General features: G+C 62.4%; 16 protein-coding genes. 10 read left to right on the forward strand and 6 right to left on the reverse strand.

What is annotated here, in order from left to right; all coding sequences use genetic code 11:
• The first annotated feature begins 96 nt into the window (after window positions 1–96).
• Window positions 97–453, forward strand: a complete 357-nt coding sequence (locus NIBR502773_RS06890) for a 4a-hydroxytetrahydrobiopterin dehydratase (protein WP_010208721.1) — start codon at window positions 97–99, stop codon at window positions 451–453.
• A complete protein-coding gene (locus NIBR502773_RS06895) occupies window positions 453–1,646 on the forward strand; it encodes an amino acid aminotransferase (protein WP_141155706.1) in 1,194 nt (397 codons plus the stop codon). The genes NIBR502773_RS06890 and NIBR502773_RS06895 overlap by 1 nt, the downstream gene beginning before the upstream one ends.
• A gap of 65 nt (window positions 1,647–1,711) precedes the next feature.
• On the opposite strand, the gene NIBR502773_RS06900 is transcribed toward NIBR502773_RS06895, so the two are convergent.
• Window positions 1,712–2,521: a UDP-2,3-diacylglucosamine diphosphatase gene (locus tag NIBR502773_RS06900; RefSeq protein ID WP_027603830.1), complete on the reverse strand. Its 810-nt coding sequence runs from the start codon at window positions 2,519–2,521 to the stop codon at window positions 1,712–1,714.
• A 137-nt stretch (window positions 2,522–2,658) separates the two neighbouring features.
• Here NIBR502773_RS06900 and NIBR502773_RS06905 point away from each other — a divergent pair, with 137 nt between their 5' ends.
• From NIBR502773_RS06905 to NIBR502773_RS06915, 3 genes are all read left to right on the forward strand, one after another.
• Window positions 2,659–3,408: an AraC family transcriptional regulator gene (locus tag NIBR502773_RS06905; RefSeq protein ID WP_141155707.1), complete on the forward strand. Its 750-nt coding sequence runs from the start codon at window positions 2,659–2,661 to the stop codon at window positions 3,406–3,408.
• 99 nt (window positions 3,409–3,507) lie between these two features.
• Window positions 3,508–4,392, forward strand: coding sequence for a DMT family transporter (locus NIBR502773_RS06910; RefSeq protein ID WP_115486750.1), 885 nt, complete (start codon window positions 3,508–3,510; stop codon window positions 4,390–4,392).
• A gap of 131 nt (window positions 4,393–4,523) precedes the next feature.
• Window positions 4,524–4,805, forward strand: a complete 282-nt coding sequence (locus tag NIBR502773_RS06915) for a hypothetical protein (protein ID WP_115486749.1) — start codon at window positions 4,524–4,526, stop codon at window positions 4,803–4,805.
• Between the two features lie 41 nt (window positions 4,806–4,846).
• Here the strand turns inward: NIBR502773_RS06915 and NIBR502773_RS06920 are convergent, their stop codons facing one another.
• A complete protein-coding gene (locus tag NIBR502773_RS06920) occupies window positions 4,847–5,134 on the reverse strand; it encodes a SelT/SelW/SelH family protein (RefSeq protein WP_065940580.1) in 288 nt (95 codons plus the stop codon).
• Between the two features lie 84 nt (window positions 5,135–5,218).
• Between NIBR502773_RS06920 and NIBR502773_RS06925 the strand changes: the two genes are divergently transcribed.
• Window positions 5,219–7,408, forward strand: a complete 2,190-nt coding sequence (locus NIBR502773_RS06925; RefSeq protein ID WP_141155708.1) for a patatin-like phospholipase family protein — start codon at window positions 5,219–5,221, stop codon at window positions 7,406–7,408.
• 23 nt (window positions 7,409–7,431) lie between these two features.
• On the opposite strand, the gene NIBR502773_RS06930 is transcribed toward NIBR502773_RS06925, so the two are convergent.
• Complete coding sequence (locus tag NIBR502773_RS06930; protein ID WP_027603824.1) at window positions 7,432–7,866, reverse strand: MarR family transcriptional regulator; 435 nt, start codon at window positions 7,864–7,866, stop codon at window positions 7,432–7,434.
• 121 nt (window positions 7,867–7,987) lie between these two features.
• Window positions 7,988–10,114: a DNA helicase RecQ gene (gene recQ / locus NIBR502773_RS06935; RefSeq protein ID WP_065946836.1), complete on the reverse strand. Its 2,127-nt coding sequence runs from the start codon at window positions 10,112–10,114 to the stop codon at window positions 7,988–7,990.
• 279 nt (window positions 10,115–10,393) lie between these two features.
• On the opposite strand from recQ, the gene NIBR502773_RS06940 reads away from it, so the two are divergent.
• The 3 genes from NIBR502773_RS06940 (at window position 10,394) to NIBR502773_RS06950 (ending at window position 14,975) form a co-directional block, all read left to right on the forward strand.
• Window positions 10,394–10,981 (forward strand): YecA family protein, encoded by a 588-nt coding sequence (locus NIBR502773_RS06940; protein ID WP_027603822.1) that lies wholly within the window; start codon window positions 10,394–10,396, stop codon window positions 10,979–10,981.
• Between the two features lie 20 nt (window positions 10,982–11,001).
• Window positions 11,002–11,385: a YbaN family protein gene (locus tag NIBR502773_RS06945; RefSeq protein WP_027603821.1), complete on the forward strand. Its 384-nt coding sequence runs from the start codon at window positions 11,002–11,004 to the stop codon at window positions 11,383–11,385.
• Window positions 11,386–11,504: 119 nt separating this feature from the next.
• Complete coding sequence (locus NIBR502773_RS06950) at window positions 11,505–14,975, forward strand: PAS domain-containing hybrid sensor histidine kinase/response regulator (RefSeq protein WP_065940583.1); 3,471 nt, start codon at window positions 11,505–11,507, stop codon at window positions 14,973–14,975.
• Between the two features lie 62 nt (window positions 14,976–15,037).
• Here NIBR502773_RS06950 and rmuC read toward each other — a convergent pair whose 3' ends face one another.
• Window positions 15,038–16,402: a DNA recombination protein RmuC gene (gene rmuC, locus NIBR502773_RS06955; protein ID WP_177414168.1), complete on the reverse strand. Its 1,365-nt coding sequence runs from the start codon at window positions 16,400–16,402 to the stop codon at window positions 15,038–15,040.
• Between the two features lie 175 nt (window positions 16,403–16,577).
• Window positions 16,578–16,901 (reverse strand): hypothetical protein, encoded by a 324-nt coding sequence (locus tag NIBR502773_RS06960; protein WP_043293316.1) that lies wholly within the window; start codon window positions 16,899–16,901, stop codon window positions 16,578–16,580.
• A 457-nt stretch (window positions 16,902–17,358) separates the two neighbouring features.
• Here NIBR502773_RS06960 and NIBR502773_RS06965 point away from each other — a divergent pair, with 457 nt between their 5' ends.
• Window positions 17,359–17,664, forward strand: a complete 306-nt coding sequence (locus NIBR502773_RS06965; protein WP_141155709.1) for a hypothetical protein — start codon at window positions 17,359–17,361, stop codon at window positions 17,662–17,664.
• Window positions 17,665–17,741 lie beyond the last annotated feature (77 nt).

Raw genomic sequence — 17,741 nt, forward strand, 5'->3', positions numbered from 1 at the left:
TTTAAGGCCAGGTGAGTCTGTTCCCCGGCCCCGCGTTGCTTTAGGGTGACGCCACTGACGACCGTTTTTAAACACTCGAATTCAGGACACCATCACATGACCACCTTGAACCAAGCCCACTGCGAAGCCTGCCGCGCCGATGCCCCGCAAGTCAGCGATGAAGAACTGCCGGTGCTGCTCAAGCAGATCCCCGACTGGAACATCGAAGTGCGCGATGGCGTGATGCAGCTGGAAAAGGTTTTCCTGTTCAAGAACTTCAAGTTCGCCCTGGCCTTTACCAACGCCATGGGTGAAATCTCCGAAGCCGAAGGCCATCACCCAGGCCTGCTCACTGAATGGGGCAAGGTCACCGTGACCTGGTGGAGCCACTCCATCAAGGGCCTGCACCGCAACGACTTCATCATGGCCGCGCGCACCGACGAAGTGGCCAAGGACGCCGAGGGCCGCAAGTAATGCATTTCGATGCCATAGGCCGCGTGCCCGGCGACCCGATCCTCGGCTTGATGGACCTGTATGCCCAGGACGCCAACCCGAACAAGTTCGACCTTGGCGTGGGCGTCTATAAGGACGACCAGGGCCTGACGCCGATTCCCCAGTCGGTAAAGCGCGCCGAGCAGCGCCTGGTCGACAACCAGGCCACCAAGACCTATATCGGCGGCCACGGCGATGCAGCGTTCGGCAGCCTGATCAGCGAACTGGTGCTGGGCGCCGACTCCGCCCTGCTGCGCGAACACCGTGCCGGCGCCACTCAAACCCCAGGCGGCACCGGGGCCCTGCGCCTGAGCGCCGACTTTATCGCCCACAACCTGCCCGGCCGTGGCGTGTGGCTGAGCGACCCGACCTGGCCGATTCACGAAACCATCTTTGCCAAGGCCGGGCTCAAGGTCAGCCATTACCCCTACGTGGGCGCGGACAACCGCCTGGATGTGGTGGCGATGCTGGCAACCCTCTCCACCGTGCCCAAGGGCGACGTGGTCTTGCTGCACGCCTGCTGCCATAACCCGACCGGCTTCGACCTGTCCCAGGATGACTGGCGCCAGGTGCTGCACATCGTGCGTGAGCGCCAGTTGCTGCCGCTGATCGACTTCGCCTACCAGGGCTTTGGCGACGGCCTGGAGCAGGACGCCTGGGCGGTGCGCTTGTTGGCGGCTGAACTGCCGGAAGTATTGATCACCAGTTCGTGCTCGAAGAACTTCGGCCTGTACCGCGACCGTGTCGGCGCGCTGATCGTGTGTGCGGCGGACGCCGAGAAGCTGAAGGATGTACGCAGCCAGCTGGCGAACACTGCGCGCAACCTGTGGTCGACGCCACCGGACCATGGTGCGGCGGTGGTCGCGACTATCCTCGGTGATGCCGAACTGAAAAAGCAGTGGAGCGAGGAAGTCGAAGCCATGCGTGCGCGAATCGCGCAGTTGCGTTCCGGACTGGTGGAGGCGTTGGCGCCCCATGGTCTGGCGGAGCAGTTTGCGCACATCGGGGCGCAACGCGGGATGTTTTCCTACACCGGCTTGAGTGCCGAGCAGGTCAAGCAACTGCGCGAGAAGCACAGCGTGTACATGGTCAGTTCGGGACGGGCTAACGTGGCGGGGATCGATGCGACACGCCTGACGCTTCTGGCCGAAGCCATCGCCGACGTCTCCCACTGACGAAACCAGGACTGAAAATGTGGGAGGGGGCTTACTCCCTCCCACATTTTGACCGAGCACACCCCTCAGCTGGCGACCATCTCGGCTTTCAGCAGCGCTTCTTTCGCCTGGGCATCCGCCAAGCGATACAACTCGATGCTCCCATCCCAGTGCTCGATCAACGCCGTGCACGACTCCACCCAATCCCCGCAGTTGAGGTAATCCACCTCGCCCACCTTGCGAATCTCCGCATGGTGGATATGCCCGCACACCACGCCATGCAACTCGCGCCGGGTCACTTCGTGGGCGATGGCCTCTTCAAAATCGCTGATAAAGCTCACGGCGGTTTTGACCTTGTGTTTCAGGTACGCCGACAAAGACCAGTAGCCATAGCCGTAGCGGGCGCGCCAGTGGTTCAACCAGCGGTTCAAGGTGAGGGTGAACTCGTAGGCCGAGTCGCCCAGGAACGCCAGCCAACGGTGGTAGCGAGTGATCACATCGAACTGATCGCCGTGGATCACCAGCAGATGACGACCGTCAGCCGTCACATGCACCGCCTCATCCACCAACTGGATATTGCCCAGGATCAGCTTGGAGTAGCGGCGCAGGAACTCGTCGTGGTTGCCGGTCACGTAGATCACTTCGGTCCCGCGCTTGGCCATGGTCAGCAGGCGACGGATCACGTTGGTGTGGGCCTGGGGCCAATACATGCCGCCGCGCATTTTCCAGCCGTCGATGATATCGCCCACCAGGTAGACCTTATCGGCGTGGTAGCCCTTGAGGAACTGCGACAGGTGTTCGGCCTGGCAATCCCGGGTGCCCAGGTGCACGTCGGAAATCCACAGGGTACGAACCCGCTGCTTGCGGCTGGGCTTGGTGAACTCGGCACTGGTCATGGGCATCCCTCGACGCTGTTTTCGCGAGCTTGCGCCCTGGCGATTAATAGCCCATGACAGTCGTGCGTCAGTCCGATGACAGCGCCCGCCGGCCGCGAAGCGTTGTAGACTGGCGGCCTGCCGCCCAGGAGACCGCGATGAGACCGTCGCTCACGCTACGCCACTACCTCGAAGCGCCCATCGCCCACAGCCATGACCATGCGCAGTTGGTGTTCGGCCTGTCCGGCCACCTGGACCTGGAAGTCGACGGCCGTGGCAGCCAGGTGCGCGAAAGCAGCGTGATGGTGCTGCCCTTCTCCGCCCACCACGCCTGTGGCAGTCGCGATGGCAGCCGCTGCCTGGTGCTGGATGTGCCCACGGAGCATTGGCTCCTGCAATCCCTGGGCGAACACGCCGACGCCAGCCGCCGTCTGCTCGATCAACCGGCACGCCTGGCCCTGGATGCCCGGCAGCACCAACTGGTGCAATGGCTGGCGCACAGCCCTGTGGATGATCCACTGATCGTCCAACAGGGTGCGGTGCTGTTGCTGGCCAGCCTCAATCATCCGCAGGCCCCGCAGCTGCCGGGCCGCCGCCTGCCGTATGCGGCATTCAATGCACATATCGAGCGACACGTTGCCCATCCGTTGCAGGTCGCCGACCTGGCGCGTATCGCCGGCCTGTCGGTGGCGCGCCTGCATGCGCGCTTTATCGCCGAATGCGGGCAGACGCCCATGGATTACATCCGCAGTCGGCGCCTGCAACTGGCCCTGAACCTGCTGCGCGAGACGCCGCTGCCCATCGGTGAAATCGCCCAACGGGTGGGCTACACCTCACAAAGTGCTTTTGCCGCCGCTATGCTGCGTGAATTCGGCGCCTCTCCCGGCGCGTTGCGGCGCGCCCTATAGGGCGAGCCTTGCGCTAAAAATCGCGAGTCCCACGACAGACGCACACACCTGTACCCTCTAGACTGCGAACCTGTCACTCCCGTTGGTTCAAGGATCGCAATGACTCCCCGCTCAGCCCTCGGCGCCCTGCATATCGGCGCACTGATGTTTGGCCTCACCGGCGTATTCGGTAAGCTGGCGGCCGCCTCCCCGGCCATCATCGTGTTCGGGCGCGCCGCGTTTGCCGTGATCGCCCTCGCAGTGTTTGCGCGCTTCGCCAGCAACGCCCCCTGGAAAACCCTGGCGCTGCAGGACTGGCGCCGCCTGCTGGTCAGCGGCGTGTTGCTGGCGGCACATTGGGTGACGTTCTTCATTGCGGTCAAAGTCGCCGGCGTGGCCGTCGCCACGTTGGGGTTCACCGCATTCCCGGCGTTTACCGTGATCCTCGAAGGGCTGATCTTCCGCGAGCGTATCCGCGCCAATGAAATCGTGCTGGTGGCCCTGGTCACCGTTGGCCTGGTGCTGGTGACGCCGGACTTCAATCTCGCCAGCGAAGCCACGGGCGGCCTGCTGTGGGGGATTGTCTCGGGTTTGCTGTTCTCATTGTTGTCGCTGAATAACCGCGCCAGCTCCGGACGCATCCCCGCCGTGCAGGCGGCGCTGTGCCAGAACGTGGTGGTCGCGGTGTGCCTGCTGCCCGTGGCTGCGCCGGGTTTGGCGGATGTGCGTGCGCTGGATTGGTTGTGGATCGGCCTGCTTGGGGTGTTCTGCACCGGCCTGGCCCACAGCCTGTTTGTCGCCAGCCTCGCGGTGATCAAGGCGCGCACCGCCTCGGTGGTGTTCGCCATGGAGCCGGTCTACGGCATCACCGTGGCCTGGCTGCTGTTTGCCGAAACCCCGACCCTGCGCATGCTGCTGGGCGGCGCGTTGATCATCGTCGCCATCGTGCTTTCCGGGCTGATGGGCAGCGCCAGCCAGGCCAAGCAGCCCGCTGCAACGGCCTGATCTATACTTTAAACATCCGCAACAGTCAGCCGTCGTTCAACGGATACAGACTCCTCGACGACAGCCATGGCGTTTCCTGAAGTTGCTGCACGCGAGTGGTCACTCCATCAACGCGATGCAGGGGTTTCATCATGGAAATGTTCATCAGCTTGTTGGTACAGATCATCAGCGGTGCCGTCGGTGGCAATTTGGCCGGCATGACCAAACAGAGCCTGGGGACCGGCCTCAATACCATGCTTGGCGGTATCGGTGGGCTGGTGCTGGGCCAGGTTGTCGCGGCACTCACGGGCACCTCCGGCGGCGAAGCCCTGGATGTGGCGGCGGTGGGCAGCAACATCGTCGGCGGCGGTGTCGGCGGCCTGGTGCTGACCTGGGTCGTGGGCTTCATCAAAAGCAAGATGGCCGCCAAATAGCGGCGCACCAAGGGGTCACCGCCCGGCTGTGGCGGTGACCTTCATGGCGTACGGTCGTTGTGGCCCAGGTCCCGTTGTGGGTCGATCTGGTCGCGCACCCGTTGCTTGAGCACCTTGGCTTCGGGGAAGCCGCCGTCCACCTTGCGCTCCCAGATCTGCACGCCGTCGCAGGTGATCCGAAACGCACCGCCGGTGGCCGGCTCCAGCGCCACCCGGCCGAGGTCATCGGCAAACGTACTCAACAACTCCTGCGCCAGCCACGCGGCGCGCAGCAGCCACTGGCACTGGGTGCAATAGGTGATGACAATCTCGGGTTTGCTCAACGACATAATTTGAGAGGCTCCTGGCGTAACGGGCTCGGCGGATCGGATGGCTATAATACCGGCCTTTATCGCCCAGCCTCGAGATTCATGATGCGCCGCCTGTTGTCCTGCCTGTTCCTGTGCCTGCTCCCGCTTCTTGCCGACGCCGTAGAAACGCCCCGCCTCAAAATCGGCCTGGTGCTGTCCGGCGGTGCCGCCCGAGGCCTGGCCCATATCGGCGTGCTCAAGGCCCTCGAGGAGCAGGGTATTCACATCGACGCGATTGCCGGCACCAGCATGGGCGCGGTGATTGGCGGGCTGTATGCCTCGGGCTACAAGATCGATGAGCTGGAAAAACTGGCCCTGGGCATCGACTGGCAACAGGCGCTGTCCGACGCACCGCCACGGGAAGACGTGCCGTTTCGACGCAAGCAGGATGACCGGGATTTCCTGGTCAAGCAGAAACTCAGCTTCCGCGATGACGGCAGCCTCGGCCTGCCCCTTGGCGTGATCCAGGGCCAGAACCTGGCGCTGCTGCTGGAAAGCATGTTCGCCCACACCAGCAACACGCGTAATTTCGACAAGCTGCCGATCCCCTTTCGCGCCGTGGCCACCGACATCACCACCGGCGAGAAAGTGGTGTTCAGCAAGGGCCACCTGCCCCAGGTTATCCGCGCCAGCATGTCGATCCCGGCCGTGTTCGCGCCGGTGGAACTGGATGGCCGCCTGCTGGTGGATGGCGGCATGACCGATAACATCCCACTGGATGTGGCGCGTGAGATGGGCGTGGACATCGCCATCGTGGTCGACATCGGCACCCCGTTGCGTTCACGCAAGCAACTGGCAACGGTGGTGGACGTGCTCAACCAGTCCATCACCCTGATGACCCGGCGCAACTCCGAAGAACAACTCAAGGCCCTGCAGCCCAGGGACGTCCTGATCCAGCCGCCGCTGGCCGCCTATGGCGTGACGGATTTCGGCCGCGCCAAGGACATGATCGATGCCGGCTACCGCGCCACCCGCGCCCTCGACGTTCGCCTGGCCCATTTGCGCCCCGCCGAGCCGATCGACCCACAACTGGTGGCCGCGCGCACTCCGGGCGAACGCACCCCGGTGATCACAGCGATCAAGGTGGAGAACGACTCGAAGGTCAGCGACGACGTGATCCGCTATTACATCCGCCAACCGCTGGGCCAACCGCTGGAACTTGGCCGCCTGCAGACCGACATGGGCACCCTGTATGGCCTGGATTACTTCGAGCAGGTGCAATACCGCGTGGTAAAAAAGGGCCAGGACAACACCCTGGTGATCAGCGCGCGCGGCAAACGCAGCGGCACCGACTACCTGCGCCTGGGCCTGAACCTGTCGGACGATATGCGCGGCGACAGCGCCTTCAACCTCGGCGCCAGCTACCGCATGAACGGCATCAATCGCCTGGGCGCCGAGTGGCTGACGCGGGTGCAGATCGGTGATCGGCAGGAGCTTTACAGCGAGTTCTACCAGCCGATGGATACCGGTTCGCGCTACTTTGTCGCGCCGTATATCAGCGCCCAGGCACAGAACGTCGAGCTGATCCTGGACAACGACCCCATCTCCGAATACCGCCTGGAACGCTACGGCTTCGGCCTCAACGTGGGGCGGCAGATCGGCAACAGCGGCGAGATCCGCTTCGGTGTCGGAGAGGCCTGGGGCAAGGCGGATGTGCGCATCGGCGACCGCGACCTGCCAAGTGTGAGCTTCAGCGAAGGCTTCTATGAACTGAAGTATTCCTTCGACTCCCTGGATAACGTGTACTTCCCCCACAGCGGCGAGGACATTGGCCTGGCGTTTCGCGAATTCGAACCTGGGTTGGGCTCGGACCAGCGCTATCGACAATGGGAGTTCAAGCTGGACAAGGCCATGAGCCACGGTCCGGACACGCTGGTACTGGGCGGGCGCTACGGGCGTACCCTGGATGATTCGGACGTGGTGATTTCCAGCTTCCTGCTGGGCGGTGCGCGGCAGTTGTCGGGCTTCCGCCAGGATGCGATTTCCGGGCAGAACATCAGCCTGATGCGCGCGGTGTACTACCGCCGGCTGACACCGCGCTCCTACCTGCCGCTGGATTTCCCGCTGTACCTGGGCGCGTCCCTGGAACGCGGCCGGGCGTGGAACAACGACAATGAATTCGACAGCGGCTATATCAACGCCGCGAGTATTTTCCTCGGGTTTGATACGCCGCTGGGACCGCTGAATTTCAGCTATGGGTTCAACGATGATAATCAGAAGGCGGTGTACCTGAACCTCGGGCAAACCTTCTAATAACCCTTGCTACGGGGCTCGGATCAGGACTTTTCCAGGTTCGCCAGGATGTGCCCATGCACCCGCATGCAGACACGCATATCTTCTTCGTCAATGCCCACAAACAGCTCGTGACGCAACGCCGTGGCGATCGTCTCGATCTGCTCGATCAACGGCTTGGCGGTGTCACACAGCAGGATGCGCTTGGCGCGACGGTCCTCCACCACGGCCTGGCGTTGCACCAGGCCCTGGCCTTCGAGGCTGTCGAGCAACCGGGCCAGGGTCGGCCCTTCTACGCCGACGCTTTGCGCCAACTCACGCTGGGTGGGGGCCTCTTCAAAACGGGCCAGGTGCAGCAGCACCAGCCAGCGCGCCTGGGACAGGCCCAGCCCGGCCAAACGGCGGTCGAGCTCGGCGCGCCAACCTCGGGACATTTGCGCCAGCTGCATGCCAAAACGGTGTTGATCGGTTAACGGCATAAAAAACTCATGGTTTAGACTGAAAATAAAGTATGGCTAATTATTAGTCAGCTAAGCATGAGCCATGTCACTAGGCAAGACTTGCTATGTACTGATTCGTTACATTGTCGTAATTGGCACACTAAATTTCGAATTCAGACTGCAAAGCGGCCCGCACGCAGTACAAAACCCCTTCAGGAACACGCCCGGTAAACAGCGGTGCAATCTCCGCAACCGGTGGCAATTCGCCTTCTCCGTCCAGGAATGCATCCTGGATTTCGCCGAGCAAATCTTCCGGCAAATCAAGGGCCTGCTCCAATGACAACTGCTGCTTGCCGATGGCTTCGGCCAGCAAGGTGTAGACGTTTTTCTCCGTGCATTGCAACTGGCCGGCGATCTGGATCGGGGTCATGCCGGCGCGCGCCAGGCTGATCAGTTCATGGCGAATATCGGCGATTTCCTTCGGCGCTTCGGCCTGGCCACCGAGCACTTCGAGGAATGCCTGGCCGTAGCGCTCCAGCTTACGCGCACCGACGCCGCTGACCCGGGCCATTTCGGCCATGGTGGTGGGCTGCTCGCGCAGCATTTCCAGCAAGGTGGAGTCGGGGAAAATAACGTACGGCGGCACGCTGTGTTCCTGGGCCAGTTTGCGTCGCAGGGTACGCAGGGCTTCCCACTGTTCGCGCTCCTCGCCCCGTACAAGCTGGCTGGCCTGGCTGGTGCTGGTCTTGGCGGTGGTTTGCGGCTTGAGGTCGCGGCGCAGCTCCAGGCTCACCTCGCCCTTGAGCAGCGGCCGGCAGCTGTCGTTCAGACGCAGGCCGCCATACCCTTCGATGTCGATGTCCACCAGGCCGCGCGCGACCATCTGCCGGAACAGCGAACGCCACTCGCCCTCGGCACGGGCCTTGCCGACGCCGTAGACCGAGAGTTTCTCGTGGCCGAAGCTGCGTACTTTTTCGTTGTCCTTGCCCAGCAATACATCCACCAGATGACCGACGCCATAACGCTGGCCGGTACGGTAGATCGTCGACAGCGCCTGGCGCGCGGGCTCGGTGGCGTCCCAGGTCTGTACACCATCGATGCAGTTATCACAGTGGCCGCACGGTTGCGGCATGTCCTCGTCGAAGTAGGCCAGCAAGGTCTGGCGGCGGCAGCGGGTCTCTTCACACAACGAGAGCATCGCGTCGAGCTTGTGCTGCTCCAGGCGCTTGTGGCGCTCATCGCCTTCGGAGTTCTGCAGCATCTGCTTGAGCATCACCACGTCCTGCAGGCCGTAGACCATCCAGGCATCCGCCGGCAGGCCATCACGGCCGGCACGCCCGGTCTCCTGGTAATAGGCCTCAAGGGACTTGGGCAGGTCCATATGGGCCACGAAGCGCACGTTGGATTTGTCGATGCCCATGCCGAACGCGATGGTGGCCACCATGATCAGGCCTTCCTCGTTGAGGAAGCGCTTCTGGTGGGCAGCGCGCGTTTCGTTGGGCAGGCCGGCGTGGTACGGCAGCGCCGGGTAGCCCTGCTCGCAGAGGAACGCGGCCACTTCATCGACCTTCTTGCGCGACAGGCAATAGACAATGCCCGCATCGCTGCGCCGCTCGGAGAGGAACGCCAGCAACTGCTTGCGCGGCTGCTCCTTGGGCACGATGCGGTAGAAAATATTCGGCCGGTCGAAACTCGACAGGAACCGCTCGGCGTTCTGCAGGTGCAGGCGCTCGACGATTTCTTCACGGGTGCGCTTGTCGGCCGTGGCGGTCAGGGCGATGCGTGGGACGTCCGGGAACAGCTCCGCCAGTTGACCGAGCTGCAAATATTCGCGGCGGAAATCGTGCCCCCATTGCGATACGCAGTGGGCTTCGTCGATGGCGAACAGGGCAATTTCCAGGCTCTGCAAAAACGCCAGCATGCGCGGCTGCACCAGGCGCTCAGGTGCCAGGTAAAGCATCTTCACTTCACCGCGCTTGATCCGCGCGGCCAGGTCGCGTTGCTGCTCGGCACTGAGGGTGGAGTTCAAGGCGGCGGCAGCGACGCCAAGTTCTTCCAGGGTCGCAACCTGGTCGTCCATCAACGCGATCAGGGGTGACACCACCACTGCCAGCCCGTTGCGCAACAACGCCGGCACCTGGAAGCACAACGACTTGCCACCGCCGGTAGGCATCAGGACCAGGGCATCACCGCCCTTGGCCACGCGCTCAATGATCGCACCCTGGCGGCCACGAAAACTGTCGTAGCCGAAGATGTCCTTGAGGACGCGTTGAGCCTGATCGAGCATGTATAACTCCAACAAAATAGTGCCGAAATCCCTCTGTACAGGCTGGTCGAAAAAATACGGGCTCACGGAAAATAATCCGTAAGCGAAGTTTTCTCGACCTGGCGCTTGGCCTGCAGGGGCATCACAAAACGCGGCAGTATACCCGAGCGTCATCCGGCAAAGGGTGCCGCTGACGAATTGCAGCCCGTCTCTAAAACCTGGCAAATATGCATGCCGACTGGCTTGGGCGCGCAAGAAAGCCTAGAATTCAGCATCGTTTATTCCCAAGGTAGTCCTTCAATGTCCTTCGCTGAGCAACTAACCCGCCTGCAAGCCTTCCTCGACGCCGATGAGCTGCATGACGAGGCGCTGGACTACGTGGCCGCCCACGGCTACCTGACCGCCCTGTCGATCTGCTCCGAGGTCGTTCCCGACCGTGAATGGATCGACGCACTGTTCGCCGAAGAGCCGCACTACGCCGACGCCGCCCAGCGCGAAGAAATCGAATCCACCCTGCTGGCCCTCAAGGCCCACATCTCGCGCCAACTGGCCTCCGATGAAGAGTTCGAGTTGCCGTGCGAGCTGGACCTGGGCGAAGAGCCGGACGACTCCGACCTGCGCGGCTGGTGCATCGGCTTCATGGAAGGTGTGTTCCTGCGTGAAGCCGCCTGGTTCGAAACCGCCGAGGAAGAAGTCAGCGAAATGCTTTTGCCGATCATGGTCGGTTCGGGGTTGTTCGAAGAAGAAGCTGAATTTTCCGACATCGCCGCCGACGCCAACCTGATGGACGACATGATCGTACAGATCCCGGAAGCCCTGACCGCCCTGTACCTGCTGTGCAACGCCCCTGACGAAAAACCGGCGATCCTCAAGCCACGCCACCACTGAGTCGCTTGCCCGTGACACCCATGGGCAATCGCTCGCTGCTCCTGCGCTACGTGCTGCTGGCCATCGGCTGGCTGAGCGTAGCGTTGGGAGTGATCGGTATTTTCCTGCCGGTATTGCCGACCACCCCCTTCCTCCTGCTCGCCGCCGCCTGCTTCGCTCGAAGCTCCCCGCGTTTCTACCAGTGGCTGGTGGAACACCCGCGCCTGGGCCCCTGGATTCGTGACTACCTGGACGGCAACGGCATCCCGCTCAAGGGCAAGGTCTACGCCATCGGCCTGATGTGGCTGAGCATCGGTTTTTCCTGTTACCTGGTGCCGTTGCCATGGGCGCGTGGCTTCATGTTGACCAGCGCCGTGCTGGTGACAATCTACATCCTGCGCCAGAAAACCCTGCCACCGCGCTGAGCGCCAACTGCGACATTAGATCCCACACGACCTTGGTCGACACTGACTAACCCCAGGCATCATGCGAGACTGTCCAACCGGGCCTGGAATGCCTGGGTGTTCTCATGCTCGGAGTTACCATGACGCTGTCCAGCGGGCTGATCGCCGCCGTTGCCCTGGCCTATATGGCCATTATGTTTGCCATCGCCTTCTACGGTGACCGCCGCCATGCGCCGCTGCCGCCGCGCATGCGTGCCTGGGTCTATAGCCTGTCGCTGGCCGTCTACTGCACCAGCTGGACCTTCTTCGGCGCCGTAGGCCAGGCCGCCGAACAGCTGTGGGCGTTTCTACCGATCTACCTGGGACCGGTACTGTTGCTGGTGTTGGCACCCTGGGTCCTGCAGAAGATGATCCTGATCAGCAAGCAGGAAAACATCACCTCCATCGCCGACTTCATCGCCGCACGCTATGGCAAATCCCAGTCCCTGGCAGTGGTGGTCGCGCTGATCTGCCTGGTGGGCGTGCTGCCTTATATCGCCCTGCAACTCAAAGGCATTGTGCTGGGGGTCAACTTGCTGATTGGCGCAGGTGCCGATACCACCGGTACCCGAGCCCAGGACACCGCCTTGATCGTGTCCCTGGTGCTGGCGTTGTTCACCATTGTGTTCGGTACCCGCAACCTCGACGCCACCGAACACCACCGCGGCATGGTGCTGGCGATTGCGTTTGAATCATTGGTGAAGCTGTTCGCCTTTCTCGCGGTCGGGGCGTTTGTGACCTACGGCCTGTACGACGGTTTCGGCGACCTGTTCAGCCAGGCGATGCTCGCGCCACGCCTGGAGGAATACTGGAAGGAAACCATCAACTGGCCGTCGATGGTGGTGCAGACCGGCGTCGCCATGATGGCGATCATCTGCTTGCCCCGGCAGTTCCATGTGACGGTCGTGGAGAACATCGACCCACAGGATTTGCGCCTGGCCAAGTGGGTGTTCCCGGCCTACCTGATCCTCGCCGCGCTGTTTGTCGTGCCGATCGCCTTGGGCGGCAAAATGATGCTGCCCGGCTCGGTGCTGCCGGACTCCTACGTGATCAGCCTGCCCATGGCCGAAGCCCATCCGGCCCTCGCCGTGCTGGCGTTTATCGGCGGTGCGTCGGCGGCCACCGGCATGGTGATCGTGGCGAGCATCGCCTTGTCGACCATGGTCTCCAACGACATGCTGCTGCCCTGGCTGCTGCGCCGTTCCAGCGCCGAGCGGCCGTTCGAAGTGTTCCGCCACTGGATGCTGTCGGTGCGCCGGGTCAGCATCGTGATCATCCTGCTGCTGGCGTATGTCAGCTACCGCCTGCTGGGCTCCACAGCGAGCCTGGCGACCATCGGCCAGATCGCGTTTGCCGCAGTGACTCAACTGGCCCCGGCCATGCTTGGCGCACTGTATTGGAAGCAAGCCAACCGACGCGGTGTATTTGCGGGGCTGGCGGCGGGTACGTTCCTGTGGTTCTACACCTTGGTCCTGCCGGTTACCGCGAAAAGCCTGGGTTGGTCCCTCGCCATTTTCCCGGGGCTGACGTGGATGCATTCGCACCCGCTCGGTTTGTCCGTCACCTCACTGACCCTGGGCACCGTGTTCTCCCTGGCAGGTAACTTCACGCTGTTCGTGTGGGTGTCGATGCTGTCGCGCACACGTGTGTCGGAACACTGGCAAGCCGGGCGCTTTATCGGCCAGGAAATCAGCCAGCGCGCCAATGCCCGCTCGATGCTGTCGGTACAGATCAGCGACCTGCTCAGCCTGGCCGCGCGGTTTGTCGGCGAAGAACGGGCCCAGCAGAGTTTTATCCGCTTTGCCTATCGCCAGGGCAAAGGCTTCAACCCCAACCAGAATGCCGACAACGACTGGATCGCCCACACCGAGCGATTGCTGGCCGGTGTGCTCGGCGCATCCTCGACTCGGGCCGTGGTGAAAGCGGCGATCGAAGGGCGGGAAATGCAGCTGGAAGACGTGGTACGCATCGCCGACGAAGCGTCCGAAGTGCTGCAATTCAATCGTGCCTTGCTGCAAGGCGCCATCGAGAACATCACCCAGGGCATCAGTGTGGTGGACCAGTCCCTCAAGCTGGTGGCCTGGAACCGGCGCTATCTCGAATTGTTCAATTACCCGGACGGGCTGATCAGCGTAGGCCGACCGATTGCCGACATCATTCGCTACAATGCCGAGCGCGGCCTGTGCGGGCCGGGCGAAGCCGAGGTGCACGTGGCGCGCCGCCTGCACTGGATGCGCCAGGGCCGCGCGCATACCTCAGAGCGGCTGTTTCCGAATGGGCGGGTGATCGAGCTGATCGGCAACCCGATGCCCGGCGGCGGCTTCGTCATGAGCTTCACCGACATTACCGCGTTCCGCGAGGCCGAGCAGGCACTCACCGAGGCCAACGAAGGCCTCGAACAACGGGTGACCGAGCGCACCCACGAATTGTCGCAGCTCAATGTGGCGCTCACCGATGCCAAGGGCGTTGCCGAGTCCGCCAGCCAGTCAAAGACCCGCTTCCTCGCGGCCGTCAGCCATGACCTGATGCAACCGCTGAACGCTGCCCGTCTGTTCTCCGCCGCCCTTTCCCACCAGAACGACGGCCTGTCCAGCGAAGCCCGGCAACTGGTACAGCACCTGGACAGCTCGCTGCGTTCGGCCGAAGACCTGATCAGCGACCTGCTGGATATCTCGCGCCTGGAAAACGGCAAGATCAACCCGCAGCGCCAGCCCTTTGTGCTCAACGAACTGTTCGACACCCTCGGCGCGGAATTCAAGGCCCTGGCCCAGGAACAAGGCCTGCGTTTTCGCCTGCGCGGCAGCCGCTTACGCGTGGACAGTGACATCAAGTTGCTGCGGCGGATCCTGCAGAATTTCCTGACTAACGCTTTCCGGTATGCCGACGGCCCGGTGCTGCTGGGCGTACGCCGGCGCAAGGGCGAGCTGTGCCTGGAAGTCTGGGACCGAGGCCCTGGTATCCCGCTGGATAAACAGAAGGTGATCTTCGAAGAGTTCAAGCGCCTGGACAGCCACCAGACCCGCGCCGAGAAAGGCCTGGGCCTGGGCCTGGCGATTGCCGACGGCCTGTGCCGGGTGCTGGGCCATCGCTTGAGCGTACGCTCCTGGCCGGGCAAGGGCAGCGTGTTCAGCGTGCGTGTGCCGCTGGCACGCAACCAGGCCAGCCCACAGGCCAAGCCTACTCAGGAGAACGGCCTGCCGTTAAGCGGCGCGCAAGTGCTCTGCGTAGATAACGAAGAGAGCATCCTGATCGGTATGCGCAGCCTGCTGACACGCTGGGGCTGTGAAGTGTGGACCGCCACCGACCAGGCGCAATGTGCGGCGCTGCTGGAGCAAGGCGTACGCCCGCAACTGGCGCTGGTGGATTACCACCTCGACCACGGCGAGACCGGCACCGAGCTCATGGGCTGGCTGCGGGCGCAAATGGCGGAGCCGATTCCCGGTGTGGTCATCAGTGCCGACGGCCGCCCGGAGATGGTGGCAGAGGTGCACGCGGCAGGGCTGGATTACCTCGCCAAACCGGTGAAACCCGCCGCGCTGCGGGCGTTGCTGAGTCGACACTTACCGCTGTAAACCGGACCTACTCAGTCAAAATTGGGGAGGGGACTTACCCCCTTCCACCTTTCGGATTGTGTTTATTCGGGAAGGTGCGCGACGCCGTCGGCGTCGGTCATCGCCCGCTCCAGCAAATCCGCCGGCAGGCTTTTGCTGGCACGCGCACCGAGCAACCTCAATTGCTCGGTGCGACTGACCAGGTTTCCGCGCCCATCCGTCAGCTTGTTCCGCGCCGCGCTGTAAGCCTTGTCCAATTGCTGTAGACGATTGCCCACTTCGTCCAGGTCCTGGATAAACAGCACGAACTTGTCGTACAGCCACCCGGCGCGTTCGGCGATTTCGCGGGCGTTCTGGCTTTGACGCTCTTGCTTCCAGAGGCTGTCGATCACCCGCAGGGTGGCGAGCAGCGTCGTAGGACTGACGATCACGATATGCCGGTCGAAAGCTTCTTGGAACAGATTCGGTTCGGCCTGCAAGGCCGCGGAAAAAGCGGCTTCGATCGGCACGAACAACAACACGAAATCCAGGCTGTGCAGGCCTTCCAGGCGTTTGTAATCCTTACCGGCCAAGCCTTTGACGTGATTGCGCAGCGACAGTACGTGCTGCTTCAAGGCTGCCTGGCCGATCACCTCATCATCCGCTGCGACATACTGCTGGTACGCGGTCAGGCTGACCTTGGAGTCCACCACCACCTGCTTGTCGCCCGGCAACATGATCAGCACATCCGGCTGGAAACGCTCGCCGTCCGGCCCCTTGAGGCTGACCTGGGTCTGGTACTCGCGGCCCTTCTCCAGGCCGGCGTGTTCCAGCACGCGCTCGAGGATCAACTCACCCCAGTTGCCCTGGGTTTTCTGGCCCTTGAGGGCGCGGGTCAGGTTGGTGGCTTCGTCTGACAGACGCAGGTTCAACTGCTGCAGGCGTTCAAGCTCCTTGGCCAGGGAAAAGCGCTCGCGGGCCTCGTTCTGATAGCTTTCTTCCACGCGTTTTTCGAAGGATTGGATGCGTTCCTTCAAGGGATCGAGCAACTGGCCAAGGCGTTCCTGGCTGGTCTCGGCAAAGCGCTGCTCGCGCTCATCGAAGATCTTGCCGGCCAGCTCAGCAAACTGCGCACGCAACTCGTCCCGCGAGCCCTGCAGGTCGGCGAGGCGCTGCTGATGGCTTTCCTGCTGTTCGCGCAGTTCGGCGCGCAAGGCGGCCGACAATGCGTCGAGGCGGCGTAATTCGGTTTCCTTGGCGCTGCGGTCAAGGTTCCAGGCGTGGGCGGCGTCGCGGGCGTTGTCGCGGTCGATCTGCAACAGCTCGACCTCGCGGCGCACTGCAGCCAGGTCAGCTTGCTTGGCGGCGTTGGCCTGGCTCAGATCGCTGATTTCATCGCGGCTGGAATCCAATTGAGCGACGAGGCCTTCCTGGGCCAGTTGCGCAGTGGCCAGGCGCTCTTCGAGCAGTTCCCAGCCGGTGGTCCGCGCGGTCAACCGCCGTTGAAGCTGCCAGCACACCGCCAATAAAGGCACTGCGGCGCCAGCCAGGCCCAGGGCAACACTGGTCCAGTCAAAAACCATAGCCATTTCTGCCATCACCGAAAAGGAGCAAGGTTAACCAAGCGTAGAGCGTGAGGACAGCTCAGTCTTCGACCTGACCCAGTTCCCGTTGGGCGCGGCGGTCACCGGCACGGGCGGCCAGGCGCAGCAGATCGTGGCCGATGCGGCGGTCGCGGGCGTTGCCGCACTCGCGGCACATCAATTGGCCCAGACGGCTTTGCGCAGCCACTACGCCCTCACGGGCCGGCTGCTTGAGCAAGCGCCCGGCGAAGTGTTTGACGTTGGTGCTATGCCCCAGGCGTGGGCTGTCGAGCAACCACAGGGCGACTTTCAAGGAAAAACGCTTGGGTGCGGTAACAGTCTGGGGGGTGTCGGTAACAGAAGGTGATACTGAGCGAAACTTCATAAAGCACTGTGGGACAGAACGGAAGGCGCGCCACTCTACTCTTTTTTTCGCACAGGTAAAGCTGAAAAAAACCTGCACGCCCGTTCTAGAGCAAGCGCTCGGGACAATCCACAGAAGCTGTGGATAACTCAGTGGACAACCAGCCTTTAACTCGCGCAAAGGCCCATGGAACGGGGCCCGCAGTCAAACTGACGATTTTTTCACCAATAAAAAAAAGCCAGATTTTTCATTGACTTAAATTTCCATTGCAGGCAAATGGCGGCCCTGTCCAGCGATTGACAGCCTGGTTACACACGCCGCAACTAATGTGCACAAGTACCGATCCGATGGTTATATCCCCGGCTTTTTTTGAAGCGATAGCCTTCAAAAATGTTACCGCCGAGGCAAAGCAGGGACTTTTCAAATCTTTTCCCGCTCGCCACACTGCCCGACGGGCAACGCAACGCTGAGTGGGCCGATGAAAGGAATTCTGTTATTCGCCGTGTTGTTACTGGCCATCTGCGCCATTTCACTAGGGATCAATGTCGCGCTGCCATCCCCGGATGGGGCGTTGTTTGCCATCGCCATCCTGCTATCGGCCGCGTTCACCGCCGTGAGCTTGTGCATCGAGCTGGGTGAAGGCCGTATCGACGACATGGGCGATGTGATGAAGATGGTCGAGACCGGCCAATCCTTGCGCCTGACCCTGGCCGCCTATGGATTGGGTTGTTCCCTCGCCGCCGCCGTCACGGTGCTGGTGTACCGTGGCCTGCTGGGCGGCTGATTGAAGTTTTTTGACTAGCACGCTTCCATTGCCTGTTTCAATCCGTTACTATCCGCAGCGTTAGTACCAAGCTGAAA

This window comes from Pseudomonas sp. NIBRBAC000502773 (assembly GCF_006517195.1).
GTDB classification, from domain to species: Bacteria; Pseudomonadota; Gammaproteobacteria; order Pseudomonadales; family Pseudomonadaceae; genus Aquipseudomonas; species Aquipseudomonas marginalis.